The 26,668-nt window shown below is 71.7% G+C and carries 23 protein-coding genes; 11 read left to right on the top strand and 12 right to left on the bottom strand.

All coding sequences use genetic code 11. The features are described from left to right. The first annotated feature begins 55 nt into the window (after positions 1-55). Positions 56-1,156: a PE-PPE domain-containing protein gene (locus GTZ93_RS03030; protein ID WP_139919937.1), complete on the top strand. Its 1,101-nt coding sequence runs from the start codon at positions 56-58 to the stop codon at positions 1,154-1,156. 36 nt (positions 1,157-1,192) lie between these two features. Here the strand turns inward: GTZ93_RS03030 and GTZ93_RS03025 are convergent, their stop codons facing one another. Both GTZ93_RS03025 and GTZ93_RS03020 read right to left on the bottom strand, forming a co-directional pair. Next, entirely contained in the window at positions 1,193-1,594 is a 402-nt protein-coding gene (locus GTZ93_RS03025; protein WP_126934703.1) for a hypothetical protein, read from the bottom strand. A 132-nt stretch (positions 1,595-1,726) separates the two neighbouring features. Next, the gene (locus GTZ93_RS03020) at positions 1,727-2,266 is read right to left on the bottom strand and encodes a nuclear transport factor 2 family protein (protein WP_121752088.1); all 540 of its coding nucleotides are present in this window, start codon (positions 2,264-2,266) and stop codon (positions 1,727-1,729) included. 88 nt (positions 2,267-2,354) lie between these two features. Here GTZ93_RS03020 and GTZ93_RS03015 point away from each other — a divergent pair, with 88 nt between their 5' ends. Genes GTZ93_RS03015 through GTZ93_RS03005 form a run of 3 tightly spaced genes read left to right on the top strand, consistent with a single transcriptional unit; the run spans position 2,355 to position 4,742 of the window. Further along, a complete protein-coding gene (locus GTZ93_RS03015) occupies positions 2,355-3,134 on the top strand; it encodes an alpha/beta fold hydrolase (protein WP_139919938.1) in 780 nt (259 codons plus the stop codon). Next, complete coding sequence (locus tag GTZ93_RS03010) at positions 3,116-3,913, top strand: ZIP family metal transporter (RefSeq protein ID WP_139919939.1); 798 nt, start codon at positions 3,116-3,118, stop codon at positions 3,911-3,913. The genes GTZ93_RS03015 and GTZ93_RS03010 overlap by 19 nt, the downstream gene beginning before the upstream one ends. A 28-nt stretch (positions 3,914-3,941) precedes the next feature. Continuing rightward, entirely contained in the window at positions 3,942-4,742 is an 801-nt protein-coding gene (locus tag GTZ93_RS03005) for an SDR family oxidoreductase (protein WP_121781578.1), read from the top strand. 2 nt (positions 4,743-4,744) lie between these two features. On the opposite strand, the gene GTZ93_RS03000 is transcribed toward GTZ93_RS03005, so the two are convergent. From GTZ93_RS03000 to GTZ93_RS02985, 4 genes are all read right to left on the bottom strand, one after another. Next, positions 4,745-7,105, bottom strand: a complete 2,361-nt coding sequence (locus GTZ93_RS03000; protein WP_139919940.1) for a hypothetical protein — start codon at positions 7,103-7,105, stop codon at positions 4,745-4,747. 201 nt (positions 7,106-7,306) lie between these two features. After that, on the bottom strand, positions 7,307-8,344 hold the full coding sequence (locus GTZ93_RS02995) for a trypsin-like peptidase domain-containing protein (RefSeq protein ID WP_139919941.1): 1,038 nt from the start codon (positions 8,342-8,344) through the stop codon (positions 7,307-7,309). A 205-nt stretch (positions 8,345-8,549) separates the two neighbouring features. Then, positions 8,550-10,925: an alpha-2-macroglobulin family protein gene (locus GTZ93_RS02990; RefSeq protein ID WP_167547797.1), complete on the bottom strand. Its 2,376-nt coding sequence runs from the start codon at positions 10,923-10,925 to the stop codon at positions 8,550-8,552. Continuing rightward, positions 10,922-13,954, bottom strand: coding sequence for an MG2 domain-containing protein (locus tag GTZ93_RS02985; RefSeq protein WP_306464238.1), 3,033 nt, complete (start codon positions 13,952-13,954; stop codon positions 10,922-10,924). The genes GTZ93_RS02990 and GTZ93_RS02985 overlap by 4 nt, the downstream gene beginning before the upstream one ends. Positions 13,955-14,136: 182 nt before the next feature. Between GTZ93_RS02985 and GTZ93_RS02980 the strand changes: the two genes are divergently transcribed. Then, positions 14,137-15,324 (top strand): hypothetical protein, encoded by a 1,188-nt coding sequence (locus tag GTZ93_RS02980; RefSeq protein WP_139923248.1) that lies wholly within the window; start codon positions 14,137-14,139, stop codon positions 15,322-15,324. 63 nt (positions 15,325-15,387) lie between these two features. Here the strand turns inward: GTZ93_RS02980 and GTZ93_RS02975 are convergent, their stop codons facing one another. After that, positions 15,388-15,678, bottom strand: a complete 291-nt coding sequence (locus tag GTZ93_RS02975; protein ID WP_139923246.1) for a hypothetical protein — start codon at positions 15,676-15,678, stop codon at positions 15,388-15,390. Then, positions 15,671-15,886, bottom strand: a complete 216-nt coding sequence (locus GTZ93_RS02970) for a hypothetical protein (protein ID WP_233597148.1) — start codon at positions 15,884-15,886, stop codon at positions 15,671-15,673. The genes GTZ93_RS02975 and GTZ93_RS02970 overlap by 8 nt, the downstream gene beginning before the upstream one ends. Positions 15,887-16,163: 277 nt before the next feature. Between GTZ93_RS02970 and GTZ93_RS02965 the strand changes: the two genes are divergently transcribed. Further along, entirely contained in the window at positions 16,164-16,373 is a 210-nt protein-coding gene (locus GTZ93_RS02965) for a hypothetical protein (RefSeq protein ID WP_014393545.1), read from the top strand. Between the two features lie 33 nt (positions 16,374-16,406). Here GTZ93_RS02965 and GTZ93_RS02960 read toward each other — a convergent pair whose 3' ends face one another. Then, entirely contained in the window at positions 16,407-17,312 is a 906-nt protein-coding gene (locus tag GTZ93_RS02960) for an AEC family transporter (protein ID WP_139923244.1), read from the bottom strand. Positions 17,313-17,554: 242 nt separating this feature from the next. On the opposite strand from GTZ93_RS02960, the gene GTZ93_RS02955 reads away from it, so the two are divergent. Continuing rightward, positions 17,555-18,808 (top strand): MDR family MFS transporter, encoded by a 1,254-nt coding sequence (locus GTZ93_RS02955; RefSeq protein WP_120598934.1) that lies wholly within the window; start codon positions 17,555-17,557, stop codon positions 18,806-18,808. 66 nt (positions 18,809-18,874) lie between these two features. Here GTZ93_RS02955 and traC read toward each other — a convergent pair whose 3' ends face one another. Next, on the bottom strand, positions 18,875-20,692 hold the full coding sequence (gene traC, locus GTZ93_RS02950) for an outer membrane exchange accessory lipoprotein TraC (RefSeq protein ID WP_161662636.1): 1,818 nt from the start codon (positions 20,690-20,692) through the stop codon (positions 18,875-18,877). Between the two features lie 275 nt (positions 20,693-20,967). On the opposite strand from traC, the gene GTZ93_RS02945 reads away from it, so the two are divergent. After that, complete coding sequence (locus GTZ93_RS02945) at positions 20,968-21,204, top strand: hypothetical protein (protein WP_120581469.1); 237 nt, start codon at positions 20,968-20,970, stop codon at positions 21,202-21,204. Positions 21,205-21,312: 108 nt separating this feature from the next. Next, complete coding sequence (locus GTZ93_RS02940; RefSeq protein ID WP_139923937.1) at positions 21,313-22,104, top strand: FRG domain-containing protein; 792 nt, start codon at positions 21,313-21,315, stop codon at positions 22,102-22,104. 510 nt (positions 22,105-22,614) lie between these two features. Here the strand turns inward: GTZ93_RS02940 and GTZ93_RS02935 are convergent. Then, the gene (locus tag GTZ93_RS02935) at positions 22,615-23,370 is read right to left on the bottom strand and encodes a hypothetical protein (RefSeq protein ID WP_257979563.1); all 756 of its coding nucleotides are present in this window, start codon (positions 23,368-23,370) and stop codon (positions 22,615-22,617) included. Positions 23,371-23,469: 99 nt separating this feature from the next. Further along, on the bottom strand, positions 23,470-23,667 hold the full coding sequence (locus GTZ93_RS02930; RefSeq protein WP_139923934.1) for a hypothetical protein: 198 nt from the start codon (positions 23,665-23,667) through the stop codon (positions 23,470-23,472). 373 nt (positions 23,668-24,040) lie between these two features. Here GTZ93_RS02930 and GTZ93_RS02925 point away from each other — a divergent pair, with 373 nt between their 5' ends. Both GTZ93_RS02925 and GTZ93_RS02920 read left to right on the top strand, forming a co-directional pair. Then, a complete protein-coding gene (locus GTZ93_RS02925; RefSeq protein ID WP_139923381.1) occupies positions 24,041-25,852 on the top strand; it encodes an acyl-CoA dehydrogenase in 1,812 nt (603 codons plus the stop codon). Between the two features lies 1 nt (position 25,853). After that, positions 25,854-26,663, top strand: a complete 810-nt coding sequence (locus GTZ93_RS02920) for a hypothetical protein (RefSeq protein ID WP_139923383.1) — start codon at positions 25,854-25,856, stop codon at positions 26,661-26,663. The last annotated feature ends 5 nt before the right edge of the window (positions 26,664-26,668 follow it).

Raw genomic sequence — 26,668 nt, 5'->3', positions numbered from 1 at the left:
CCTTCTCTCATCTCCCGATAACCTTCTCGAACCGCGAGCACGGAAGGTCCGGGACATGTCCATCGACGGAGTGGGAAGAGGCGGAGTCCGGCAGGTGACGCCGCGCGCCGTGGAGGGACAGTCCGGCCCCGTGGCGAAGAACGCGCTCGCGCGCCCGCTGGCGGCCAAGGACGTCTTCGAGGCGAAGAGCGCCCAGTCCTCCAGCTCTGGCAACGCGAACCTGCCGCCCATCCAGTCCAACACGGGCACGGTGCAGGCCGGCACGGTGCAGCTGGATGACGCGACGAAGGTGGCTCGCGGCGCGCTGAAGATCGACTCGAACGCGGATCCGAAGACCTACGACGGCATGTACCTGGGCTCGGACGGTTACGCCTACCCGCCGGACAAGTTCTCCGTGTCGGAGGTGCCGCCGTTCAAGCCGGAGAAGCCCATCGCCTCCCCGACGCCGACGACGTACCACGTCAACGGCATCCTCACGCAGCCGCAGGGAGACGGGAACGCCACGGGCGAGGCCCAGAAGCTGGCGAACGAGACGGGCACCAACGTGGTGCCCATCTACAACGCCACGGAGGGACTGCCCGCGGACGTGACGCAGACGGGCATGGACCGGTTGGGCCTTGGCGACAACAAGGCGGCCCAGACGCTGGCGGACGCCATCTACCGGGACCTGCAGGCGGGCAAGAAGGTCAACGTCACCGGCTACAGCCAGGGTGGCGCCATCGTGTCGAGCGCGCTGCGCGACGTGGACAACCGCATCAAGGACGACATGGGCGGCTTCTGGGGGAACCTGCCCGTCTTCGGCGACGGCAACCGCGACAAGCGCGAGGCGCTGCTCGGGAACATCAACGTCTCGACCTTCGCGGGCGCGGGCAAGACGTTCCCGGACGGGCCCAAGTACACCTTCTACGTGAACAAGCAGGACCCCGTGCCCACGTGGCTGGGCACGCACGCGTTCAACCCGGTGACGGACATCGTGAGCGGCATCGCGTCCGGCCTCTTCCCCGGCATCGGCATCCTCAACGGCGGCCCGTCCACCCAGTATCCGGAAGGAGCCACCATCCACACCTTCGACTCCGCCGGGAACGGCGAAGTGTTCGCCCTGGATGGCAAGCACGGCATCGACACGTACCTGAACAACATCCAGGACGCGGTCTGAAGCCACCGGGGCGCGGTGCTCCTGCACGCCCCGGGATCACGGTGAGGCGGGCGCCTGCTCCTCGGTCCGCGTCCGGTTGGGACGGCGCTCGGGGACGGGCGCGACGCCGCCCACCCACTCCCAGTCCATGCCGTTCCACGCCTGTTCGCACCAGCGCAGGTCCGTGGCCAGCTCGCGCGCCTTGGTCCCGTGGGGGATGAGCGCCCAGCCCAGCCGGGACTGCTTGCACTCGCCGCTCTTGAACTTCAGCAGCCGGCGCTGACCCTGGGCCTCGGCGCGCTCCGCTTCCCAGAGCGCCTGGTTCCGCAGGCCGTCTCCCTGCGCGTCCACGCCGTTCCACTCACACCACGCCTGAACGTCCTTCAGTCGGACCAGCTTCGATCCCCGGGAGAGTTCCGTCACGGCCGCGACGAGAAGGTCGGGGGTGATGACACGCATGCGTTGGGGCCTCCGGTACAGCGCGGCGAAGGACTCCAACGTACAGCGTAGGAAATGGCGGAGGGCCTCAGCTCCGCCATGCGTTTGTCATGGTTCTGTCATGAAGCCCGGCATGACGCAGGCGGGCATGCGTCAGGGCTTCGGCGCGGGCTTGCTTGCAGGGGCGGGCGGTGTGGCTGCCTTGGCCTTCGAGTACGTGGCGATGCGGTTCGTTACCTCGCCCATCAAGTCATTGGGGATGGGGACGGAGAGGTTGTACTGGGCGATCTTCCAGCCGGCCGCGTCCTTCACCAGCACGCCGCTGCCGCGCGCGGGGCCCAGGTTGGGCGTGTCCAGCGCCTCGTCGAACCAGGCGACCTGGCCGTCCTTGGAGAAGAACACGTTGCGGGACACCGACTTGAACGACCACGCCTTGCCCTTGGAGAAGTAGGGCTTCGACCACGCGCGGAACTGGTCCACCGTCCAGCGCTCCTCGCCGTCCGTGCCCATGAAGACCGCGTCCGGCGTGAAGAAGGAGAAGTAGCGCGGCTCGTTGGCCACCGCCGCCGCGCGGTGCCAATCGTCCAGCACCGTGGCCACCGCGACCTTGGGGTCGGCCGGAGCCTGGGCCGCGGCCGGAGCAGCGACGGGGTTGGCGCCGAGCGCCAGCAACAACCAGGAGACGGATGCCATCGGGTTCACCTCGACGAAAGGGGGGTTCGCGGTATGAAGCGGCAGGCGTGCCTCCAGGTCAAGGCATGCGACACAAGGCGGTGGTGGCGTGGTGCTCGAAAGTTTTCAGGTGGGCACGGGGGATGTGCTCACGGTGATGTTGCACGGATTCCTCGGCACGGGCCGCAACCTGCGCTCGCTGGCCGTCGCGTGGACAAAAGCCGATCCGCGCCGCCGCATCCTCCTGCCCGACCTCACCGGCCACGGCACCTCCCCGGCCCTGCATCCGGACGCGGACCTGACCACGCTCGCGCGCGACGTGGTGGACACGCTCGACGCGCAGGGCTTCACCGGCGCCGTGGACTGGGTGGGCCACTCGCTGGGCGGCCGCGTGTCCCTGGCCGCCAGCCTGGAGTCCTCCGAGCGCGTGCGCAGCGTGGCGCTGCTCGACATCGCGCCCGGGCCCGTGCCGGTGAACCTGTCGGACAGCGGCGCGGTGCTGGACATCCTGCTGAAGGCCCCGCCGCGCGCGGACAGCCGCAAGGACCTGCGCGCGAACCTCACCGGAAACGGCCTGTCGGAGTCGCTGACGGACTGGATCCTCATGAACCTCACGCCCGACGGTGACGGCGTGCGCTGGCGCTTCGACCGCGACGCGCTCCTCCGGCTCCACCGCCGCGTCACCGGCGAGGACCTCTGGCCCGCGGTGGAGCGCCCCGTGCACCCGCCCCTGCGCTGCATCCGCGGCGGGCGCAGCCGGTACGTGTCAGATGAGAGCGCCCAGCGCCTGGAGGACGGCGGCTGCCCCGTGGCCTTCCTCCCGGACGCCGGCCACTTCGTGCACGTGGACAGTCCCCAGGACGTGCTCACGTGGCTGATGGCCCCCTGATGGATACACAGACCGTCCTGCTCGTCTTCGTCGCGGTGGGGCTGGACGGCCTGGCCGGGCTTGCGGGCGGTGTGTTGTCCGAACGTTGGCTGCAACGGCGGCTGCCCGCGCTGGTGGCCTTCGCCGCCGGAACGCTTTTGAGCGCGGTGTTCCTGGAGGTGCTGCCGAAGGCGGTGGAGGCCAAGGGCGATGCAGCCTTCGCGTGGGCCTTCGCCAGCTTCGTCGTGCTGACGTTCATGGAGTGGGCCCTGGGCCATCACCATCACGACGCGGAGGCCGCCGCCGGACACGCGCACGGCCATCATCATGCGCACCCGGTCTCGCCCACGCTGCCCACCGCGCTGCTCGCATCGGATGCGTTGCACAACGTGGGTGACGGTGCGGCGGTCGCGGCGGCCTTCCTCGTGTCTCCTCAAGCAGGCTTCGCCACCGCGTTCGCGGTCATCGTCCATGAGCTGCCGCAGGAGGTGGGCGACTACGCGCTCCTGCGCGCCGCGGGCTGGACTCGCGCGCGGTCGCTGGTCGCGTTGGGCGCGGTGCAGCTCACCGCCGCGGTGGGCGCCGCCGGCGTGTTGCTGGGCACGCGGTATCTGCCCTCGCTCCAGGGCACGGTGCTGGCCATCGCCGGAGGCTCGTTCCTCTACATCGGCGCGGTGGACCTGTTGCCGGAGCTGCGCCGGGGCCCGGACTCACGCCAGCGCGTGGTGGGCTTCCTGTGTGGCCTGCTGCTCATTGGCGGACTGCACTTCGCGGAAGCCTTCGCGGGAGGCCATGGCTGAAGGGCCGCGCCCCTGAGAGGATGGGGCCATGCAAGGAAAGACCGTGATTGTCACCGGGGCCTCCGCGGGCATCGGCGAGGCGCTGGCGGTGGCCCTGGCCGGCCGGGGCGCGAACGTGGCGCTGGCGGCGCGGGATGCCCAGGCGCTGGAGCGCGTGAAGGCGAAGTGCGAAGCCGCGGGCGGCAAGGCGCTGGCGGTGCCCACCGACGTGGGCGACCCGGAGGCGTGCCGCGGCCTGGTGGAGCGCACCGTGGAGGCGTTCGGCGGCGTGGACGTGCTCGTCAACAACGCGGGCATCACCATGCACTCGCGCTTCGAGGACGTGAAGGACCTGGGCCTCTATGAGCGCCTCATGCGCATCAACTACCTGGGCGCGGTGCACTGCACCTTCCACGCGCTGCCGTACATCAAGGCGCGCAAGGGATTGCTCGTCGCCGTGTCGTCGCTGACGGGCAAGACGGGCGTGCCCATGCGCACCGGCTACGCTGGCAGCAAGCACGCCATGCAGGGCTTCTTCGATTCGCTGCGCATCGAACTGTTGGGCACCGGCACGGACGTGCTCGTGGTGTCACCGGGCTTCGTGGCCACGGACATCCGCGCGCACGCGCTGGGTCCGGAGGGCCAGCCCCTGGGCCAGAGCCCTCGCGACGAAGCAGGCCCCACCATGGACGTGGACACCTGCGTGGCCCTCATCCTGCGCGCCATGGAGCGCCGCGACCGGGAGCTGGTGATGACGCTCACCGGCCGCGTGGGACTGGTGCTCAAGCTGGTGGCGCCGGCGCTGGTGGACAAGCTGGCCGCGCGCGCCATCCGCGGCAAGAAGGCCTGAGGCTACTTCTCCAGCCGCGACACCATGCCCCACAGGCCGTCGAAGGTGGCGTTGCCCACCTGATGCAGGCCGAAGCCCCAGAGGAAGGCGGTCATCCACCCACCGGAGCCACCCCACGTGGGCGCGAAGACGTCCAACACCTGGAGCCCCAGCAGCACCGCGATGATGGACATCATCCCCAGCACCGCGAGCTCCACCTTCCACAAGTCCCTCGAGCGCGGCAGGGGAATCCAATCCAGGTTCACCAGCGCGTCGGTGCTCGCCTTCGTCGATGACGGTGGCAGCGGGGAGAGGTTCCCGGTGGCGGGACCGCCGGGCAGCGGCGATGGCGACGGCTGCGGCGATTCCATGGCCGGCTGCGAGAAGGGGTCCAGCGTCACGGCGGAGGGGACGGACTCCAGGGCCAACCGGCCGCCCGTGGACACCGGGGGCGGCGGGAGCGTGACGTGGCGCGCGAAGTCCTCGCGGGCGGCGCGGTACTCCGCCGCGGCCAGGTTTGCTTCGCCCTTGTCCAACTGCTCTCGCGCCGCCGCCAGCCGCGCGTCCACCGCGGTTCGCCAGTCCGCCAGCGTGTTCAGGCCCCCTCCGGATTGCGCCTGGAGCTGCGTCAACGCCTCCTCCAGGTTGTCCACCAGCTCGCGCAGGTACAGCGCGTGCGCGGACTGGTAGTAGAGGTATGCCTCGTCCACGCTGGCGGACATGCGGGCCCGCGACCGGGCCAGCTGTTCGCCCACGCGCAGGCGCAGCGCCGCCCACTCCTCCTGCGTGAAGCCGCCGGGAAGCTCCTTCGCGGTGAAGGCGTCCTCCAGGTCCGTCAGGAGGATTTCGAGGAACGCCTCGCGCGCGGTCTCCACCAGCCGGCGCGACGCCTCCAGGTCGGGCCCCGGCAATTGCTGACGCGCGCGCAGCACGTACAGGGGCAGCTCGCCCTGGAGCCGGCGGCTCACGGGGTCATCCCCGCGCTGGGAGGACAGCGTCCTCGACTGCTGCTCCAGCTCCGTCAGCCGCGCCTCCAGCACCGCGCGGGCCACCGCCTCCAGGTCGAGCGTGCGCAGCAGTTGCACCTGTTCGGTGAAGTCCGCGGACGTGGCTTCATCATTCTGGAGCAGCGTCTCCACCGCCTTGAGCTTGCGCTCGGCGTCCAGCAGCGCCACGCCCTTGAGCCCCTCCAGCTGCCGCAGGAGCACGGACCAGAGGGAGAAGAGCTGGAGGCGCGCCTCGAAGAGGGCGAGCACGGAGTCCTGCACGACCAGCCCGCTCAGCGGCCGCTGGATGTCCGCGAGGAGCGCGTCCACCTGACGGCGCAGCGACGCGGCCACGGTGGCCTCGCGCTCCAGCGGACGGGCGGGCACCAGCGAGAGCAGCTTCTGTCTCGCGAACTCCGCGCGGCTGCGCAGGTTCACGCGAGGGCGCACGCGCTGCACGTAGAAGCGCACCGCCGCGGACGTCACCACGCCCAGGAAGATGAGGAACGCGCCGAACAGCGCGGGCGTCTTCACCCAGACGGTGAAGGCCTGCTCCACCGCCGCGCCCTCCGGCACCAGCAGCCGCACCGTGCCGGTGTACTCGCCGGACTCCGGCAGGTCGTCCACGTCCAGGCTCAGCAGGCCGGTGCCATAGGCGGGCACCTGGAGGATGCCTTCCTTCCCCGTGCCTTGCGGTTGGCCATCCGGTCCTCGGAAGAACCACTTCGCATCCTGCGCCTGCACGGGCGCGGCACCGTCACCCGAGCCGCCCGCCCTGCGGTCCAGTTGCACCACCGCCGCGGGCCCCACCGCGCCGCCCACGCCCGCCGTCTCCCGGAAGGTCAGCCGCACCGTGGCCTTGCCGGAGAACGGCCCCAGCGTCCAACCGCGCGCGGGGGCCACCGGATAGAACTGCACCGTGGGCGCCATCGCCACTCGCTGCACGACGAGCGGGGTGACTTCCCGCACGCCATCACCCAGGAGCACCACGCGGCCGTGGTAGTCGCCAGCCGCGGGCAGGTCCGCGGACAGCGTCACCGTCACCGGCTGCCGCACGGAGATGGGCACCTCCGCCGCGCCTTCCGTCGTGCCCACGCGCACCGTCACCGGCACCTGCGTGCCGTCCGCAGCGAGCAGCGGATCCACCAGCACCGTCACCCGCGTGACCTCCGCGCTCGCGTCGCGCGGTGACTCCGGAGACACGTCCGTGGGCGTGGGCAGCAGGTCCACGCGCAGCACCGTCTCCAGGTGGGCAGTGGACGTGCGCAGGCGCACCTGGTTGTTGGAGGACAGGCCGGCGAGGCCGAAGCGCGGCGCCGCGCCCGCGAGCATGGGCCACAGGCAGAGCACGGCGCACGCCAGTGTCACGCCCGTGGGGAGCAGGACCTTCGCGGCCATGGTGCTTCGAGCGGGAAGGCTCATGCGCGCGGACGATAGCAGTCCCCTCCTCCGCGCTCGCATGCGCGTCCACGCGTGCGGATCGGTGGCCTCGTCACAACACGGGTGTAGCAACCCCGCTTCCAGGCTCGCTGTGGGCGGCGCACCGCGCGAACCTGTCCGACTGTCGGACAGGTACTGGAAGACCGGGGCCCGGCCTCGTCACTCCCAGCCCAGGCGGCGCAGCACGCTCCCGGACAGGCTCCCGCGGATGGCGTCCAGGGGGATGCCCTCGTCGTCCTCGGCGGATTCGTGGCCGGGGCGCGGGTCTCCGCTGTGGTGCAGCGCGACCAGCTCCAGGTCCGGCGTGAAGCACGGCGACCCGGACGAGCCCGGGTGCGTGTTGGTGCAGTACGTGACTCGCGTCTGGGAGCGGTTGACCGTCTGGAACGTGTCCAGCGCCACCTGCATGGGCCGGCCCTTCGGGTGCTGCACCACGAGCGCCAGCGCGCCAGGCTCGAACGCCGTGGGCGACGACGGGGCCAGCGGGACGAAGCCGCGCGACTGGTCCCCCACCCGGTCCTCACCGGGGGCGTCCTGGATCTGAAGGAAGGCGTAGTCCAGCTCGTCGCGCGTGGCCTCGCGCGGACGCGGGTGCATCAGGTCCGCCGGGCTGTGCGGACTCTGCGCCAGGCACGCCGTCACCGCGTACACCCGGCCGGGATGCACCGCGATGCGGTCCGGCAGCACCTTCAAATCGAAGCGCACGCGCAGCGCCTCCAGCAGCCGGTGCTCGATGACGTGCGAGTTCGTCAGCACGATGTCCGGCGCCACCAGGAAGCCCGTGCCCAGCGCGCGGCCGCCTTCCAGCTCCACGCGGCACACGCGCCGCGACAGCGTGGTCAGCCGGTCGCGCCAGGCCTGCGGCGTCAGCACCAGCCTGGACTGTTGGACGATGCGCGCCAGGGCACTGCCGGACACGCTGCGCTGCACGGAGGACAGGTAGCCCTGCAGGAAACGGCGGATGCGCGGATGGCCCGGCGCCGCCGCGTGCGCGCCGCGCACCAGCACGTCCGTCCACCCCTCCGCCTCCGCGGTGCGCACGAGCGCCCGGGCCCGTGCCGCCCCCTCCCGTTCGACGGGGGGCACCAGGCTGCGGCCGCATTTCACCTCGACCATCCGGAGGAGCTCCTCCACCGAGGTGAACGCGCCCAGGAGGGCGTGGGTCAGTTCCTCCTGTTCGGAGCCTTCAAGCTCCATCCGTCTCCTCGCTGCCGCGCGATGCATTTCCGGCGTGCACCCTGAAGTGTACGCATGCGGGCAGCGATTGCACCGGGCGGGGGGCGCCCGGAGGGACGGGCCCCTGCCGCGCTTCCGGCGCGCATTCCACCTGCCACCGAGGCCGGACGGAAGGGACCTGCACCGGCGCCGTGAGTGGAGAATGACCCCACGGCACCGGAGGATGTCAGCGCACCGCCCAGGTGGTGGGCGGCAACGACGCGGTGATGTCCGGCCGGCCAGGCACACCCAGTCGCGCCGCGCCCGCCTGCAACGTCCCGGCGAGCGTGGGCAGCACGCGGAACTCCACCTGCACCAGCGCGCCCTGCTCCCTGGGAGAAAGGTCCAAGGACAACGCACCATCCTGCACATCCCAGGAGGTCACCTGTCCGGACGCCACGAGCGCGGCCAGGCTCGCGGGATCCACCTGCACGCCCGCGGGCAGCTCCTGCTGGAAGCGCAGCGGCAACGAGGACGGAGCACCCACCTGGACGCGCACGTTCGTCAGTTGTCCCACGCGCGCCTCCTTCGGCCCCGTCACGGCCAGCTGCAGGCCGCCCTTCACCTCGCTCTTCCAGGGCACCGCCGCGGACAGCGCCAGGGAGAAGCCCAGCCCCGGCACCGCGGGCTCCGCGCGCACGGTCCACGTGTGCGACCCCGCCGAGCCCGGCGCCGCGGCCTCCAGCGCCAGCACTTCGCGCAACGCCTTCGTGTCGTAGGTGCCCTCCGTGACGACCTGTCCGTCGCGCGCCACCGACACGCGCACCTGGGCAGGCAGCGGATCCTTGAAGAGGGCCAGCGCCGCGCGCAGCCCCACGCGGTTGGCCTGCCCATCCCCCCAGCCCAGGCCCGGCGTGTAGTGCGCGAGCAGCCAGGCGCCCAGGTCCGCGAGCGGCGCCTTCGCATCACCCTGGAGGGCGAGCACCGCCATCGCCGTGGCCTCCGCCTCCGAGGGCATCTCCCCGTCCGCGCGCACCGTGTCCGGCTCCACCGGCAGCCACGCGGTGCCGTCCGCGCCGGTCTTCAGCGCCTCGCGCACGCGGGTGCGCAGGGCGTCCGCCACGCCGCCCTCCGCGGAGCCCTCCGCCAGCAGCACCGCCGCCGTGTAGCCGTCCTTCACCTGCGGCAGGTAGCGCTCGAAGACGCCCGACGCGCGCACGGTGAAGGCCGCCGCGCGCTGCTTGCCCTCCGGGGTGCCCTGCGCCGCGCGCACCGTGCGGGCGCAGTTCGCCGTCGCCACCAGCAGCCGCTGGAGCGTCCAACCCTCACCGCCCTGGCAGGTGCCATCCGGCCGCTGCGCCTGGGCCACCTGAGCCACCAGCCGCTCGCCCAGCCGCGCGAGCACCGGGTTGTCCGGGTGGGCCAGCGCGCCCTCCGCGAGCCGCGTCGCCACCTCTATCGACGGCGCCCGCGCCGCGCGCAGCACCCGCTGCGTCGCCACCAGCGACAGCGCCTTCAGCGCCGCGGGGTCCGCCGTCTCGCCCAGCGACTTCAAGAGCTCCGGCGCCTGGCCCGCGAGCAGCAGCGCGTACGCGTCCCCGGCCACGTCCACGGGACGGCGCTCCACCGCCGCCAGCTCCGCGCGCACCATGCCCAGCGCGCCCGGGTACACCTGCAAGCGCACCCGCTCGCTGCCAACCTGCGCGTCCGCGGGGCCCACCAGGGACAACGTGCGCGGCGCCGCCAGCGAACCGCCGCGCGTCTGGACCACGGGCTGACCGGTGGCCCACACGTCGAAGTCACGCACCACCGCGTCCGTGTCCCCCAGCGAGGCGCGCAGCGTCACCGGCCCCGCGCCTCCGGCCTTCACCGTCACCAGCTCCACCACGCTGCCGCGCGCGGGCACCCGCACCGTGCGAGCGCCGGCCTCCACCTGCGCGCCCTTCACGTCCACCTTGAGCGAGGCCTCCACGGCCTTGTCCGTGGTGTTCACCACCTGCACCGGCAGGCGTACCGTGTCGCCCGCGCGCAGGAAGGGCGGCAGCACCGGATCCACGTACGTGGGCAGCGTGCCCGCGAAGGACGTCACCGCCCCCGCCTGCGCGCCGGAGCGAGAGTGCGCGAGCGCCAGCACCCGCCACTGCGTCAGCCGGTCCGGCACCGGCACCGGCACCGTCGCCGAGCCGTTCGCGTCCGTCACCACCAGCGGTTCGAAGAGGAACGTCTCCGGGAACCACGCGCGGGTGGGCGCCGCCGCGCCGTCGCGGTCCTTGCTGACGCCCCCTTCCTCCATCTCCGGCTCCGGAGGAGGTGCCGCCATCTCCATCACGGGCGCCGCGGCCATCGGAGCCTGGGCCGGTCCGCCGCCTCCCCGTGAACCGACGGACTCGTCGTCATAGGAGTTCGCCGAACCGAAGCTCTTCATCGTCTTGCGCTGCAGGCCCTCATCGCCGAAGCCTGGCGCACTCTTGGTCGCGACGAACTCATCCCCCGCGAGCGCCGCGGCGGAGCTCCCCATGAGGCGGCGGACCGACTCCCCAGTCACCACCGCGATCATCACCCCGCCCAGCACGAACCCCACCCCGAGGCCCACCGCCCCGGACATCCACGAGCGCTGCTTCATGGCGCCTCCCGGGCGACCCACGCGCCCCAGTTCACGACGTCCTCCGGCAACCGCGTTCCATTCACCACTACCGCGCGCGGATCCGTGAGGGCCAGCAGGTCCTCCGGCAACCGCGACAACCGCAGCTTGCGGCCGAACGCATCCGTCACCTTCTGCCCGCGCTGCTCGCAGGCGGCGAGCGACTCCGCCCACAGCCGCGCGAGCCCCGCGGGGTCCAACGTCTCACCCTCGGGCGCGGTCTCCTCCCACTTGCGCGTGCGCGCGTGCAGCTCCGTCAGCACCGCGTAGAAGGGCTCCGTCAGCTCCGCGTCCGGGGAGAAGGGGCTCGTGGCGCTCGCCGACAGGGGCGTCTCCACATCCTCCAGCGTGGGCACCGCCGTCACGCGCAAGAGCGCCGCCGCGGCCGCGTTCGCGCCCCGGATGCGCCCCATGGCCAGCGCCTGACCGTCCAGCACGCCGAAGGCCGGCGTAGCCACCGACGGAGCAGGCCTCAGCCCATCCAGCGCATCCGCGCCCGGCAGCGGCGCCAGCTGGGCGAGCGTCTCGTCCACGCCGAAGAGGCCCACTGCCGCCTCGCCGTCCTTGCCGTCCACGCGCGTGTGGACCTGGAGACGCGCCAGCTCCCCGGGCGCGTACGCGGGCTTGTCCGGAGACACCTCCACCGTCAGCGATGCGCGAGGCGCCACGTACACGCGCGCGGTCGCCGCCACGCCCTCCACCTGCGCCCAGCCCTCGAAGTCCTTGGGCAACGTGAAGTGCGCGGAGCGCGTGGCCGCGTCCAGCTTCTCCTTGAGCCGCGTCGGCCCCGCTACCAGCTCCAGCGTCTTGGGCAGCTCGCCCGTGAAGCCGGGGCCGCGCAGCAGCTCCACCTTCACGGACTCGCCCGCCTTCGCCAGCACCGGCGTCATGCGGAGGCGCAGCGGCGGCAGGCGCGCGGGGCGGAGCACGAACTTCGTCTCCCCCATGTCCTGGCCGTCCCACTTCGCGCGGACCTTCAACTCGTAGCCCAGGAACGTGGTGGCCTGGGGCGGACGGGGAATGCCGTTGCCGCCGTACGTCGGCTGCGTGATGAAGCGCACCACGCCCATGGCCTCCGACGGCCTGCGTCCCGCCAGCAGCTCCGCCTGCGTCGAGGCGGGAACGCGGATGCGCGCGAAGCGCTCCTTCACGCACGCCAGCACCGCCGCCGGGAGCGCGTCATCCGTCGCGGGCTCCGCCACCCAGGACAGCGCCAGCTCCGGCTTGTCCGCCCACCGCCGCCACGTCATCACGCCGGGCACCGCCACGGCGCGGTCCAGCGTGGGCGGCAGGCACGAGCGCGCATCCAGCGCGGCGACCGTCAGCCCCTCGCTCACGCCCCGCTCGTCCCCGAAGGCGACCTGCGTGTTCCAGCGAATCGAGGGCAGCCCTGGATCCATGACCTGGAAGCGCAGCTGGAGCATCCGCTCCGCGCGCGCCGGCAGTCCCCGCGCGCGCAGCGCCGACGCCATGCACGCCTCCAACCCCTCCTCCGCGCCGGCCACGTCCAGCACCTGCCCGGACGCGCCCACCCGCACCACGAACTCCGCCATGGAGGCGCCGGAGGACGGGCTGACGAAGCGCGCGCAGGGATGCAGCACCGGCAGCAGCCGCTCCAGCGCGAGCTGATCCTCCAGCGACGACTGCCCTCCCTGCGCGCCCAGCAGATCCCTCGACGACGCGAGCGACACGGGCGGCGGACGCGGCTGCACGCGCACCGGCAGCGGCGGCACCACCACGTTCACCGCGGGGCCCGGGTCCAACTGGAAGGCGGCCACGCCGTCCTCGTCCGCCACCGCGCTCACGCCCTTGTCGCGAGGGTCCCACGCGCGCGTCACCATCACCTCCGCGCCCGGCAGCACCTGGCCCGACGCAGTGGTGGCGCGCAGGTAGACGCGGTTGCTGAAGCCCGCCACCAGCCCGTCCTCCAGCTCCGTCACGGAGGACACGGCCACCGCGTCCTCGGACAGGAGGAGCGACACGCCGCCGCGCACCGGCTCGCCCGTGGGGTCCTTCGCCTCCAGGCTCGCGCTCAGCGTGGCCTGGCCGCGCAGGTCCTGGGGCACGCGCGGCAACGTCACGCGGAAGCGGCCGGCGGCATCCGTGCGAGCCTTCGTGGGCAGCTCGCCCCGGAGCCACTCCGTCGGAGGAGGCCATGCGCCCGCGTGGCTCCACGCCAGCGTCACGTCCGTGTCCGCCACCGGCGCGCCGGACGCGTAGGACACCTGCCCCGTCACCTCCGGCGTGTCGTTGGCGCGCCAGAAGGGCCGGGGGCTCTTCGCCTCCATCCGCAGGCGCGGCAGCGTGAAGGGCTCCACCGTGAAGGTCGCGTCACCGGAGGCGCCACCGCTGGTCCACGCCACCGACCACGTGCCCGTGGGCGCGCCCCGGTCCAACGGGAAATCCCCCGCCACCACGCCCCAGTTGCCCGCGGGCGCGCGCTCCTCCAGCACCACCTCGCCGGAAGGGTCCATCACCTTCCACGTCCCCGGCCGTCCATCGAGCGGCGACAGGTCCTTCGCGCGCAGCGCCACCGCGCGGAAGCGCACCCGGTGCCCGGGCTCGTAGAGGGGCCGGTCCGTCAGCACACGCACCCGCGCGGGCGCGTACAGGGGCAGCGCCGCGTCCACCGTGCCGGTGCCCAGCGGCGTGGTGAGGCGTGCGCGCAGCTGGTAGTCGCCGTCCGGCACCGCGGGCAGCGTCACCGGCGCCGACAGGGAACCGGAGTCTTCGCGCTCCCAGCGGCCCTTGGCATCCAGCGGCAGCGGCGTCTCCTTGCCGGCCGCGTCCACCAGGAACAGCGCCGCCGTGCCGCGGCCCACGAGTGCCTCGAGCTCGCGGCCCTCCGCGTCCATCCCGTGCGCCTGCGCCCAGACCGTCACCCGGCTGGAGGCGCCTCGCGCGAGCCCGCTGGCGGACATGCTCACCGTCTGGCGGAACTCGCCGTCCGGACACCACGGCACCTCCACGCCCTGGAACATCCAGGCGGACAGACACCGCCCGGAAGCCATGAAGGCCAGGCCTCCCCCCAGAAACAACAGCCCGAGCCCGCCGGCCACCCATCGCCGACGCTGGATGCCACCTGTCATGCGTTTTCTCCCCGTCTTTCCACTGTACGCCGGAAAGCGCGGAGCCGGTCCCCACCTCCCCCCGTTGACGTATCCGTCGGGCGGCTGAGCTAGGGTGATGCGTCATGGTCGTTTCGAAGAACCGTCCCCCGCAGGATGCCCTGCCGCCCCGCCTGGATGCGCTACTCGAAGCGTTGATGGACCGCGACTTCGCGACGCGGCTTCGCAAAGTCTACCAGGCGGCCGCGGTCGCCATCGACCGGCTGGGGCACCTGAGCATCGTGAAGTACGAGCCCACCACCGCCGAACCCGACGACGCCGCGGACCTGTCGTTGTGGGAGACCATGGCGCCCGCCATCGGCGAGACGCTGACGGACGTCAACAAGCTGGTGGCCGCCATCCGCGACGCCTTCCCGCCGCCCGCGCGCCCCGCCGCGTCCAACGACGGCGGCTGGGCCCCGCCGCCCGCGAGCTCCGACGAGCGCCTGTCGCAGGAAGCGGAGGCCGTGCTGCACGCCAGCGCGGAGCGCCTGTCCAAGCGCGTGCAGGAGCTGGGCGTGCAGATGCGCCGGCCGGAGGTGGTGAGCGACCGCTGGACGCTGATGTCGGAGCTGGCCGCGTCGCGCGCGGACTTCCGCAACCGCATCGGCGACCTCGTGTACCTCACCGCCGCGGCCTTCGCGGACGTGCGCCGCGAGGACGTGGTGCCCGGCTACACGAACCAGGTGGGCGCGCGCGTGGCCCTGCGAGGCGCCACGGCGGATCTGCGCCGCTCACTGCAGGGCCGCCTGGAGCGCGCCGCGAAGGCCACGGACGCGCAGCGGCCCGCGCTGGCGAGGCAGGCCGAGGAGAGCCTGGCCGCGTTCGTGTCCCTGCCCGCGTCGCTCGCGCTGAAGACGCCCACCAAGCGCGAAATCGTCGCGGCGCGAGGCCGGCTGCGCGAAGCGGGCACGCAGTCCGCGCTGGGGCCAGACGTGCTGCCCGGGCTCGTGGAGCCCTTCCTCGCGCTGATGGAAGAAGCCATGGAGGAGCTGACCCGCGCGTGGCTCACCGTGCACGACCGCGCCGTGTGGGCGGCGAGCGGTGTCCGGCTGGAGCAGGTGGACATGCACCTGGAGCTGGGGTCCCCCGGCGCGGCGCGCGTCCTGGAGGAGGCGGTGTCGGCGGCTGGCGCGCTCTCGGGCCGCTCGGCGCCCTTCGACGCCTTCCTGCGCAAGGGCCGTCAGGAGGCCTCGGAGGGGCTCAACGAGGTCGGCGCGCGCGACCTGCTCGCCCGCTTCCGCGAGCGGCTGGCCAGTCTGCCGTTCAGCTAGCGGGCCTCACGCCTCCACGGGGCCCGGGAACCTCCGGGCCCTGGAAGCGGACGGCCCGTCGATTCAGGGCTTCGCGGGCGTGGCCGTCGCGGGCAGCGCGGGGGCGTCCTTCTTCGGAGGCAGGATGCGCAGCTCCTCGAAGCGCTCCGCCAGCGTCTGCGGCGTCAGCTCTTCCTGCCACTGCTTGGGGTTGGTGTTCCACCCGAAGTCGGCCGGCACCTTGCCGCCGCCCTGGCTGGTGTAACCAATCATCTCCGGGAACTGCGCGGACCAACGGCCGCCCGGATCCGGCTCCTTGGTGACGTGCTGCCGGTTGGGGAGGATGAAGGGCTTGGGCTTGGGAGCATCACTCATGCAGCCAAGCCTCTCCGAAAGAGACCTCATTGGGTAGAGCCAAGCAGGGCTCCTGCCGCCTTCGCGCGTGGTTCTTGGGGGGCAGCACGCTCGGCCCCAGTTCGAACACCGCCGCGAAATAACGCGCCTGCGACTCGCTGCCGTACCGGTAGCGCCGCACGCCCGCCGAGTGCGCCACCTCCACCCGCCAGCCCTTCCGGTCGCACATGACCTTCACTGTGTTCCCTACACCCATCCCGCACCTCCCCCATCCCGTTGCTGTCCGAGGGGGTGCGCCATGAAATCCCCGTGCCAGCGCTCGCCAGCCCGCTCAAGAGGTTGCGGTGTCGACGGGTGAGCAGTCGGAGATCGGCCGGTAACCTTTGCAGGCTGCCTTGGAGGGCCGTCTTCTGTGCCCGAAAGGTGGGGCAAGGCGCCATACCGGGTCCTCGCGGGGAGGGAACCGGTCTGCTTGTGTCGGGCAGATCCTGCGTTAACTCAATGGCATGACCCAATTCGAGACCCAGAGCGGAGAGCGGTTCGCGGACTTCGATCTTCCCGAGGGCTGCATGATGTGTGGCGGCGCGGTCTCCATCCGGGCCACGCCAGCGGGTGCCCACGGCTATTGCCCGCACTGCCATGTGCTGTCGCGTCCACAGATGCGCGTGAAGCCCAATGGCGTCGAGCTCTCCTTCGAGACCACGGCGCTCGCCTGAAACGAATCGCCTGACGCCCGTGCCGCACGGGCGTCAGTGCACCAGGGACAGGAGCAGCGGCGCGGTGGCGAACGACAGCGGAATGCCCACGCCCACCATCAGCACCGCCAGGTCCGCGTCCAGGTCGTGCTCGGCGGCGAGGATGGCCGCCGTCACCATGGGCGCCATGGCGATTTGCAGCACCGTGGTCTGCTTCACCACCAGCTCAAGCCCGGGCATGAGCATCAGCAAGCCCAGCACCGCCAGCGGCGCGAGCACCAGCTTGTAGGACAGCCCCAGCGCGAGCGCCGGCACACGTGGCCAGAGCCCCTTCAGCCGCAGCTGGAAGCCCACGACGAACAGCGCCAGCGGCGTGAGCAGGTCGCCCAGCCGCTGCAGCACGGATTCCAGCCAGTCCGGGAAGGGAAAGGGGCGCAGGAGCAGCGCCAGCACCAGCGCCTGGAACGGGGCGAACCCCAGCACCTTGCGAGCGAGCGTGCGCACGGACAGCTCCGTCCGGGCGCTGGCCCTCGCCGCCGTCAGCGTGGCGAGCGTCGCCAGCACCAGGAACGAGCCCAGCTGATCCGCCACCACCGCCACCGGCACGCTCGAGGGCCCCAGGAGCGCGGCGGCCATGGGCAGGCCCACGAAGGCCGTATTGCCCAGCCCCGCGGTGAGGATGAGCGCCGTCACCGACTCGCGCGACAGCCCCAGCCGGGGCCCCAGCAGGCGAAGGAAGAGCACCGCCCCCACGAAGAGCAGCCACGGCGCCGCGGCGGCCACCACCAGCCCGGGCGCGAACTCCAGCCGGTGCATGGCGCGCAGCACCAGCGCCGGCAGCGACACGTTGAGGAGGAAGACGTTGAACGCGGGCGCCGTCCCTTCCGGGAACCGGCCGCTGCGTCGCGCCAGCACGCCCAAGACGAGGCACACCCCCAGAAGTCCGATGACCTGCCCCATGCCCGCCTTGCGTCCCGCCTTCCAGGGTGTGGATTGGCGCGGCAACCTGGAGGAGCCCGCCAACGATGTCCAGCGCCATGAAGGTGCGCCCGGGGAAGTCGCGTTTCGCGCGCGACTGGAATGCATGAGGCTCCAACCGCCCGTGTGAGCCAGAGGGCGCATGGAAACGCGCGGGGCGCGAGCGCATGCTGGCGCGCGCCCGCGGTCAGTCCCTCCTCTCCACGTCCGTCGGGCATCCCGCCATGAATCCCGTTGCCACGGTGTTGAGAGCGCTGGGCGGGGGTGGCCTGCCACGGACGTATTGGGTCCTGTGGGTGGGCACCTTCGTGAACCGGCTGGGGTCCTTCGTCGCGCCGTTCCTGGCGCTCTACCTCACGCGCGAGCGCGGCTTCAGCATCGAGCAGGCGGGCTTCATCGTGGCGCTCAACGGCGCGGGCGCGGTGCTGGCGGCGCCGCTGGGGGGCATGCTCGCGGACCGGGTGGGCCGGCGGCTGACGCTCGCGGGGGGCCTGTGGCTGGGGTCGGGGGCCATGCTGCTCATCGGCCACTCGGAGACGCCGGGGCGCATCGCGGTGGCGGCCTTCCTCCTGGGCATCCTGGGGGACCTGTACCGGCCGGCGGTGTCCGCGGCGGTGGCGGACCTGGTGCCGCCCCAGGACCGGGCGCGCGCGTACGGGTTGCTCTACTGGGTCATCAACCTGGGCTTCGCCATCGCGCTGCCGCTGGCGGGCCTGCTCGCGGGGATGGGCTACCGGCTGCTCTTCATCGCGGACGCGGTGACCACGTTCCTCTACGGCTGCTGCGTCTGGGCATTCGTGCCGGAGACGCGGCCCCCGGAGGCCCGCGCGGCGCACGCGGAGCACTCCCCGCTGGGGGCGGTGCTGACGCCCTTCCGTGACAGCGTGTACCTGGCCTTCTGCCTGCCGGTGTTCGCGCTGGCCCTGCTCTTCCACCAGAGCTTCATGAGCCTGCCGGTGACGCTGACCCAGCAGGGCCTGACGCCCGCCCAGTACGGGCTGGTGATGTCCGTCAACGGCGTGCTCATCGTCGCGCTCCAGCCGTTCGTCGTGCGCGGCGTGGGCCGGGTGCGCCGCTCCACCGCGCTGGCGGTGGCGGGCGTGCTCACCGCCGTGGGCTTCGGGCTGCACGCGCTGCCGGCCACCGTGCCGCTCGCGATGGCGGCCGTGGCGGTGTGGACGCTGGGCGAAATCGTCCACTCGCCGGTGGCGCCGTCGGTGGTGGCGGACCTGGCGCCGGCGGAGCTGCGCGGCAGCTACCAGGGCGCGTACCACATGATGTGGGGCCTGGCGTCCAGCGTCGCCCCCGCGTTGGGAGGAGCGATGCTGGGCCACGTGGGAGCCACCGCGCTGTGGGCGGGCTGCTTCTGCGTGGGCCTGGCCGCCGCCGCGTGGCACCTGACCATCGCGGGAGCGCGCAGGCGCCGGGTGGAGACGCTGAGGCTGGAGCGCCCGGAGATGAGCGCCAGCCTGGACTGAAGGGCGCGGCGGGCGCCCTGGCGCGAAGCCGGAGCGCACCGCGCCGGGTGAGGCAGGTGCGGCGGCCTACTGCCCGACGCCCAGGAGGGCCTCCGGCCGGGTGAGGCCGCGCGCGCGGGCGACGGGCTGGAGGATGTCCTGCGGGGGCGCGTCCGCGGTGAGCAGCAGCGCGCGCACGGCGGTCTCCACCACGTCCTCCGCGCCGGGGCGCACCATGCCGCGCCGGGCGTCCTCCACGCGCTTGCCGCGGTACAGGTCGAAGCGCTCCTTCACGTGCTTCGCCACGTCCGCCACGGCCTTGTCGCCCGCGTCCACGCGCAGCTCCAGCTCGTTGCGCAGCTGCACGGGGTCCGCGAGCACGCCGTAGCGGTCATAGCCCTTGTGCGCCAGGTCCTCGTGCAGCACCGCGTAGTCCTGCGTGTTGGGCGCGGGCACCTGCTGGGGCGTCAAGAGGTCGCGCATCACCGACGTCACCGTGGCCGTCACGGTGAGCCGGTGCAGCTGCACGTCGTAGACGAAGTCCGAGTACATGGGCTCCTCCACGGTGATGGGCTCGCGGAAGACGGAGTCGCGGTTGCGCTGCACCTCGGTGCGCTGGGTCTCCGCCTTGTCCAGGGCCACCTGCACCGCCACCTCCAGCACGCGCGCCGCCTTGGACTTCATCGACATCAGGCCTTCATCCTGGGTGCACTGCCCCGAGCACCGCTCCGGGTCGCACTCGCTGGGCACCTTGCCCGGGCTCTTCGCGTCGCGGGCCTCCTCGCCGCACTCCTGGATGGCCGCGCGGCACTCGCGCTTCTCCCGCTCACGGCAGCGTTCGGCGACGTCGCGCAGCGTGCCCAGCTCCAACTGGGCCTTGAGGTACTCGCGCAGCACGGCGGCCTGCTTGCGCTCCACGCCCTCCAGGGTGCGCTCCGCCTCCAGCAGCTTCTTCTCGTAGTCGCCGCGCTTGGGGTTGGGCACGGAGCGGTTGCCCGCGAGGTAGCGCTGGCTGCGCTGGGAATCCTCCACCGCCTTGAGCGGCAGCACGCGCTCCAGGGACAGGTCCAGCTTCACGCCCACGCGGCCCGGGGGCGCCTCCGTCACGACCTTCAGGGGCAGCTTCGTGGGGAGCGCCGAGGCCAGCCGTCCCGCGCTCAGCCGCTGGGCGACGTCGGGGGCCTGGGCGTTGTCCTCCACGGGCGTGGCCACCACCAGGAAGGCCACCTCGTCGCGCAGCCGCTGCCGCACGGACTCCGCGCGCTCACGGGCGGCGGTGGCACCCACGCGCTCCTGGTCCGCGCGCACGTAGGCCACCAGCGCGTTGCCCAGCTTGCCGGCCTTCTCCAGCGTCTCCGCGCTGGCGAAGAAACGCTTCGCCCACGCCACCTGCACGGCATCCACGCCCTTGCGAGCGTTCACATGGTCCGGCGCCACGGCCAGCACCGCGTCCAGCTCCGCTCGAGCGTCCTGGAGCTTCTCCTCCTTGAGCAGTCCCAGGGCCACCTGGACGCGCGCATCCAGCGTCTGGGCGAGCAGCGCGCGGGCCCCTTCATGGTCGGGGTTCAGCTCCAGCACGCGCACCAGCAGCTTGGTGGCGGACGGCAGGTCCCCGGAAGCGTGGGCGGCGCCGGCCTCCTGGTACACCTCCTCGCCCCACTCCCTGCGCACCGCGCGCAGCTTCACGGTGATTTCGGAGGCCTCCGGATCCGCGGCCAGGGCGCGCAGGTAGGCGGCTTCGGCTTCCGCCCAGTGGCGCTCCTTCACGGCGCCGTCGCCCTCGCGCACCGCGCGGGAGAAGGCGGAACAGCCGCTGAGCAGCACGAGCGACAGCAGGGCCAGGGCGCTCAGCCAGCGGGAGGAATCGCGGGGGGGTCGGGCGGCGGGGGAGCTCACGCGCTGCATTCTCGCGGGAAAGCGCTCCGGGCGTGAAGATTCCGACGGCCTGCCCGGCTGGTTGCTCCGCGTGAAGGCAGACATCCTGGCGGGACGGGCCAGGGCCGCCCGCCGTCATTAGGCTGTTGTGCCTTTTGAATGTGTCGCACCCACACGGTCTTCTGCTGGCAGCGATGAGCCGGGGTGCAAGCGTTCAGTGTCCAGGCGACGGACTGCCGGGAATGACGCGACGCACCAGTCAGTAGAGGGAATCAGCACCCACGAGGGGGGCTAGAGAGAACCCAATGCCTTGTCCACAGCCGCGTCCCACCAAGTTCCACCTCCCGCTGCGGGCCGATACCTTCTCCATCGAGGATCACCGCAACGTCCACTGCCGTTTCTACGGTGGCTGCATCGACGTGGCGGTCCGTCAGGACTGGGAGAGTTTCACCTGCGCCAAGTGCCCCATGTTCCAGCAGGACAAGGCACCAGGCGCCAGCTCGTTTGCCTTCACGCAGCCCGCGAACTTCGGGCAGCCGTAGGTGTCTTTGTTTCAAGCTCTGTGATTGAGCCGGCCGGGCGTCCTGGACGCCCGGCCCCTGCGTTCCAGGAGGACAGGGCCCACCTTGTCAGGCGGCGAGGGGGCAGCGATGGAGGAGCGTCGTGTCACATCCTGGTTGGAGTTGCAGGACCTGGTGTTCGCGGGCTCATGGAATGAACCGCTGGGCCGGTTCCGCACGAGCTTCGTGTTCCGGGGCGTTCCGGACGCGACGTTGGATTTGACGGCGACGCTCAACCGCCAGGGAGCATTCGTGCGGTTGGAGCGGGACCTGCTGCGGGCCTTCCGCAAGTACGCGCGAGGCGTGCCGGGCACGGAGCGGCTGACGTCCATCTGGGACTGGCTGGCGCTGGCGCAGCATCACGGGATGCCGACGCGGCTGTTGGATTGGACGTTCAGTCCCTATGTGGCGCTGCACTTCATGACGGAGCGCATGGACCTGCTGGAGCAGGACGGCGCGGTCTGGTGCGTGGACTATCACCAGACGAACCAGCAGTTGCCCCGACCGCTGCGTGAGCAGTTGCGGTTGGAGGGGGCGGACGTGTTCACGGCGGAGATGCTGGCGACGGTGGCCGGGGACCTGGCGACGTTCGACGGGCTGGGGGAGCACCCGTTCGTGTTGTTCTTCGAGCCGCCGTCGCTGGATGCGCGCATCGTGAATCAGTTCGCGCTGTTCTCGGTGATGAACGGGCCGGGGCTGAGCCTGAACGAGTTCCTGGGGCACCAGCACCAGGGCGTGCGCAGGCTGGTGGTGCCGGCGCGGCTCAAGTGGGAAATCAGGGACAAGCTCGACCAGGCGAACATCACCGAGCGGGTCCTCTTCCCCGGCCTGGACGGCCTCAGCCGCTGGCTGCGCCGCTACTACGCTCCGCGTCCCCGGTAGGAGCAGGTACCTGTGGCTCCGGCGCGGGCGGTGGGGCTGGTGCCTCTTGCGCGGGAGGCTCCGGAGGAGGCGCCGCATTTGGAGCCGATGACGGCCGGGCTTCCCCTGGCCCCAGCGGATCCTTCGCGACAACCTGGCCTTGAGGGGTGACCGCATAGACATCCCAACCATCCAGGAGGCGGAATCGCGGCCCACGGCACCGGCCGAAGTCGTGGATCACCCTCACGTAGTAGAGCCCCTCCGTCGGTCCCGTGAAGACCACAGCCACCAGTCCCTGCTCCGGGCTCGAACAACCTTCGAACAGGTGTGGATAGGGGTTGGTACGGATCAACTCGCGGATGGCACCTGCCGCCGCGAGAACAGCTCCTCCCTCCAGGGGTTGGCCCACGAGTTTCGCGGACTGCTCGTCAGGCCATTCGACAGTCCCCCTCCAGGCAGGAACCCGGGCGGCACATCCCGTCGCCATCACCACGAAGCCGAGCAGCGCACAGACCTTCTTCATCCCAGTTCCTATTCGGCCAGGAGTTGGACTGCTCCGTCCCGGCACAGCGGCGCGGAGTTGTAACGGGTTCGCGTCGGGATGCATGTTCCCAGAAGCCGCCAGCGGCGCTCCTGCTGGCTCCATTGTTCGATCTCACCCGTAGGAAAATAGCGAAGGAAGACGCGCGAACCATCCGTCCGCTCCGCGACGAGGGCCGAGGCCATCAGGAGGGCCTGGCCCTTGAACATCGCGGGAGCTGGGTTGCCCGGGATCATCCGGAACTCCGCCAACGCGGGCTTGCCTGCGAATGCATCCGTGGGCCACACCGTGAGGTCGAGGGTGGAGGGAGGCGTTCCGCACGGATGATTGTGGATATAGCCCACGATCCAGATCTGCTCGGCCGAATGCTCGCTGTCCGTCACATCGGATGACGGCTGGCATCCGTTATAGGACCCACGAAGCGGCTTCGTGACCCGCCAGGACAACGCATCCTCCGTCCCGGCGACGTAAACCGTCGAGCAATACTCCATGGAGAGTCCGACGATGGGCCGTTGACTGCTGGGGTCGCACGTCTTCGCACCAGGCAGTTTGAGCAACGCGTCGGCCACGTCCCTGAGCAGGTCGATGGGGATGGTGACATCGCCCGTCGGCATTTCGAACGAAGCGACTTCCGACCAGGGCCCCCGCACAGGTTCGCCCCGCCCAGGTTCGACGTAGCGCTCATTGGAGGAAGGCACGCTCGCGCAAGCCGTCATGAGCACGAGCAATGGCCAGAGACGTTTCATCAAGGGACCCGATCCACAGTAGCGGCTCATGCACCCGGCCGCGCACGGACCACCCTAGCCGCATGCCCCTTCAGGACCAATGCCCGGCCCATCGGGCTTTCACGCGTGCAAGGGTTCCCCACCCATGGGCCCGGACTCGTCCCGGTCGCGCCGTGACGCGCGCTCCGCGTCTTCCTTCGCCCACCGCGCGTCATCCTCGCGCGCGTTCTTGTGCGCGAGCACACCCCCCACGATGGCCCCACCTATCACCAGCATCATCACCAGGACTCCCACCACCACCGCGCCGACGATGAGCATCTGAACCACCTCCACCTCCAACTGTGCGTCGCGCCCGCCCCTCCCGCAGGCCTGAGCCGACACGCCCTGCGGGACCTTGTCTCCTTGTCTGTCCCCACCCGTGTCTGCGACCCCGGGGTCCCCCGCCTGGCAATGGACAGACGTGGGACGCACCTTTGCCAAAGAGCCGTTGGGACACCCCACATGGAGGTGCGCCAATGCCAGACACCACCGGCATCAAACGCCCCAGCCCCCCACCCCCTCCCTGGAAGCCCAAGCCCTCGTTGCCCCCGCCCGCCCCACGCCCGGACGCCGCTCCTCCCGCGTCCAACGGTGGATGCCCGCCGCACGACGACTTCGACGACCCCATCGCGTCCTGGTAGGGAACCAGGGCATGAGCGTGCCCCGCCCCAACCCCCTGCTGTCGGACCGCGACGTGGACTTCCAGCTCTACGAAGCGCTGGACACCACCGCCCTCTGCGCGCTGCCTGCCTTCCAGGAGCACTCGCGCGACACCTTCGCGCTCCTCCTGGACAGCACCCGCCGCTTCGCCCGCGAGGTGCTCGCCCCCACCTACCGGCCCATGGACGCCGCCCCGCCCGTCTTCGAACACGGCCGCGTGCGCGTCCATCCGGCCATGCGCTCGCTCTACGCAGGCATGGTCGACCTGGGCCTGCTCACCGCCACCCGCCCTCCCGACGTCGGCGGCCAGCAACTCCCCCTCACCGTGCACGCCGTGGCCAGCGCCTACCTCATGGCCGCCAACCTGAGCGCCTATGGCTACCTGGGCCTCACCATTGGCGCCGCGCACCTGCTGGAAGTGTTCGGCACGCCCTTCCTGCGCGACACCTTCATGGCCCGGCTGTACCGGGGCGAGTGGACCGGCACCATGGCCCTCACCGAGCCCCAGGCCGGCAGCAGCCTCGCGGACGTGAAGACGCGCGCCACGCCCGCGCCGGACGGCTCCTACCGTCTCCAGGGCTCCAAAATCTTCATCAGCGGCGGCGACCAGGACTTCACCGACAACGTCGTGCACCTCACCCTCGCCCGCATCGAGGGCGCGGAGGGCGGCACGCGCGGCGTGTCCCTCTTCGCCGTGCCCGCGCGCAGGCCGGAAGGGGACTCCTTCGTCCCCAACGACGTCCAGGTGGCCGGCGTCATCCACAAGATTGGCTGGCGCGGCCTGCCCAGCCTCGTCCTCAACTTCGGCGAAGCCAATGACTGTCACGGCTGGCTGGTGGGCCAGCCCGGACGCGGGCTCGCATGCATGTTCCAGATGATGAACGAGGCGCGCATCATGGTGGGCCTCAACGGCGTGTCCACCGCCGCCGTCGCCTACCAGGAGTCGCTTGCCTACGCGCGCGAGCGCCCCCAGGGCCGCCCCGCCGGCATCCGCGACACCACGCGCGCCCAGTCCCCCATCATCGAACACGCGGACGTGCGGCGCATGCTGCTGCGCCAGAAGGCCATCGTGGAGGGCGGCCTCGCGCTCCTGCTCACCGCCTCCACGCAGGCGGACCTCGCCCACCACGCCCCGGACGAAGCCACGCGCAAGCGCGCGCAGCTGCTCCTGGACCTGCTCACGCCCATCGCCAAGACGTTCCCCGCGGAGAAGGGCTTCGAAGCCAACGCGCTCGCGCTCCAGATTCACGGCGGCTACGGCTACTCCAGCGAGTACCTCCCGGAAGCGTGGCTGCGCGACCAGAAGCTCAACAGCATCCACGAGGGCACCACCGGCATCCAGGGCCTGGACCTGCTCGGCCGCAAGGCGGTGGCGGAGGGCGGCGCCGCGCTCCAGGCGCTCGACGAGGAGGTGCGGGCCACCACCGCCCGCGCCCGCGCCGCCGGAGTCGAGCCCGCGTGGAGCGACGCACTGGAGGACGCACTCCAGCAGGCCGCGGCCCTCACGCTGGAGCTGGGCGCGCGCGGCATGGCGGGGGAAGTGGACGTGATGCTCCGCCACAGCACGGACTTCCTGGAGCTCTTCAGCGTGGTGGCCGTGGCGTGGCGCTGGCTCGCGCAGGCCGCCGCCGCGAAGGAGGGACTCGCGCGCGCGTCCTCACCGGAGGACTCCGCCTTCTACGAGGGCAAGCTCGCCGCCGCGCAGTACTGGTTCGCGGTGGAGGTGCCGCGCGTGCCGCTGCTCGCCCACCTGTGCCGCACGGGCGAGGACTCCTACGCGCGCATGCGTCCGGACTGGTTCTGACATGTCCGTCTCCTTCCACCTGTGCCAGCCCGGCGCGGGCGCCTCGTGCGGCGCCTGCTGCGGCCTCTACAACTTCCAAGACCACTCGCGCGCGGCGCTGACCCGGCGGCTCACCACGCAGACGGAGCGGCTCTCCCGCACGCCCCACACGCCCGAGGCCTACGCGGAGGCCGCGCGCGAGCTCACCGCGAACCGGGACGCCCCCGCGCTCTTCCCCATCGTGCGGGTGTGTCCCCTGCTGGGATTCCTGGACGCGGAGCACGAACGCGTGGGCTGCCTGGGCCACCCCCTGGTGACAGGCGGCACGGACCTGCGCGACTGCGGCGTCTACCGCGCCACCATCTGTGAGACGTTCACCTGTCCGTCCTTCGGCTGGCTCACCGACGCACAGGCGAGGCTGGTCCAGGCCGCGTGCGCGGACTGGTACCTGTACGGACTCGTCATCACCGACGTGGAGTTCGTGCGCGGCTGCCTGAAGCTCCTCGAGTGGGAGCTGGGAGGCCCCGCGTCCCCGGACCTGCTGCGCGAGCGTCCCGAATCGCTCGCCGCCGTGCGCCGCCTCTTCGCCCTCAAGGAGACCGCGCCCGGCCGCGACGGCCAAGCCACCGTGTTCGGCCGCTTCACCCACGACACGGAAGGCGAACCCGCCCCGCGTTCACTCGACTACGCGGCGCTGGGCACGCGCGCCGCCCCCGAGGACGACGTGGTGCTGTGCCTGGGCTACACGCCCTCGGATGCGACGGAGCTGCTCACCGCCAGGGCGCTGGTGCGCGAGCACGTGCGCGCCGTGGCCGCCACGTTCCCCGCGTAGCCTCC

It is taken from the genome of Corallococcus exiguus (assembly GCF_009909105.1).
Lineage (GTDB): Bacteria > Myxococcota > Myxococcia > Myxococcales > Myxococcaceae > Corallococcus > Corallococcus exiguus.
This window is presented reverse-complemented; position numbering and strand designations above follow the sequence as displayed.

Coding starts and splice junctions, on each gene's coding strand:
- GTZ93_RS02945 (WP_120581469.1), top strand. CDS start 20,968: ATGCCTTGTCCACAGCCGCGTCCCACCAAGTTCCACCTCCCGCTGCGG.
- GTZ93_RS03000 (WP_139919940.1), bottom strand. CDS start 7,105: ATGGCCGCGAAGGTCCTGCTCCCCACGGGCGTGACACTGGCGTGCGCC.
- GTZ93_RS02980 (WP_139923248.1), top strand. CDS start 14,137: ATGGTCGTTTCGAAGAACCGTCCCCCGCAGGATGCCCTGCCGCCCCGC.
- GTZ93_RS03030 (WP_139919937.1), top strand. CDS start 56: ATGTCCATCGACGGAGTGGGAAGAGGCGGAGTCCGGCAGGTGACGCCG.
- GTZ93_RS02935 (WP_257979563.1), bottom strand. CDS start 23,370: ATGAAACGTCTCTGGCCATTGCTCGTGCTCATGACGGCTTGCGCGAGC.
- GTZ93_RS02955 (WP_120598934.1), top strand. CDS start 17,555: ATGAATCCCGTTGCCACGGTGTTGAGAGCGCTGGGCGGGGGTGGCCTG.
- GTZ93_RS02930 (WP_139923934.1), bottom strand. CDS start 23,667: ATGCTCATCGTCGGCGCGGTGGTGGTGGGAGTCCTGGTGATGATGCTG.
- GTZ93_RS02985 (WP_306464238.1), bottom strand. CDS start 13,954: ATGGCTTCCGGGCGGTGTCTGTCCGCCTGGATGTTCCAGGGCGTGGAG.
- GTZ93_RS03025 (WP_126934703.1), bottom strand. CDS start 1,594: ATGCGTGTCATCACCCCCGACCTTCTCGTCGCGGCCGTGACGGAACTC.
- GTZ93_RS02965 (WP_014393545.1), top strand. CDS start 16,164: ATGACCCAATTCGAGACCCAGAGCGGAGAGCGGTTCGCGGACTTCGAT.
- GTZ93_RS02920 (WP_139923383.1), top strand. CDS start 25,854: ATGTCCGTCTCCTTCCACCTGTGCCAGCCCGGCGCGGGCGCCTCGTGC.
- GTZ93_RS02995 (WP_139919941.1), bottom strand. CDS start 8,344: ATGGAGCTTGAAGGCTCCGAACAGGAGGAACTGACCCACGCCCTCCTG.
- GTZ93_RS02940 (WP_139923937.1), top strand. CDS start 21,313: ATGGAGGAGCGTCGTGTCACATCCTGGTTGGAGTTGCAGGACCTGGTG.
- GTZ93_RS03020 (WP_121752088.1), bottom strand. CDS start 2,266: ATGGCATCCGTCTCCTGGTTGTTGCTGGCGCTCGGCGCCAACCCCGTC.
- GTZ93_RS03005 (WP_121781578.1), top strand. CDS start 3,942: ATGCAAGGAAAGACCGTGATTGTCACCGGGGCCTCCGCGGGCATCGGC.
- GTZ93_RS02960 (WP_139923244.1), bottom strand. CDS start 17,312: ATGGGGCAGGTCATCGGACTTCTGGGGGTGTGCCTCGTCTTGGGCGTG.
- GTZ93_RS02970 (WP_233597148.1), bottom strand. CDS start 15,886: ATGTGCGACCGGAAGGGCTGGCGGGTGGAGGTGGCGCACTCGGCGGGC.
- GTZ93_RS02990 (WP_167547797.1), bottom strand. CDS start 10,925: ATGAAGCAGCGCTCGTGGATGTCCGGGGCGGTGGGCCTCGGGGTGGGG.
- GTZ93_RS02925 (WP_139923381.1), top strand. CDS start 24,041: ATGAGCGTGCCCCGCCCCAACCCCCTGCTGTCGGACCGCGACGTGGAC.
- traC (WP_161662636.1), bottom strand. CDS start 20,692: ATGCAGCGCGTGAGCTCCCCCGCCGCCCGACCCCCCCGCGATTCCTCC.
- GTZ93_RS02975 (WP_139923246.1), bottom strand. CDS start 15,678: ATGAGTGATGCTCCCAAGCCCAAGCCCTTCATCCTCCCCAACCGGCAG.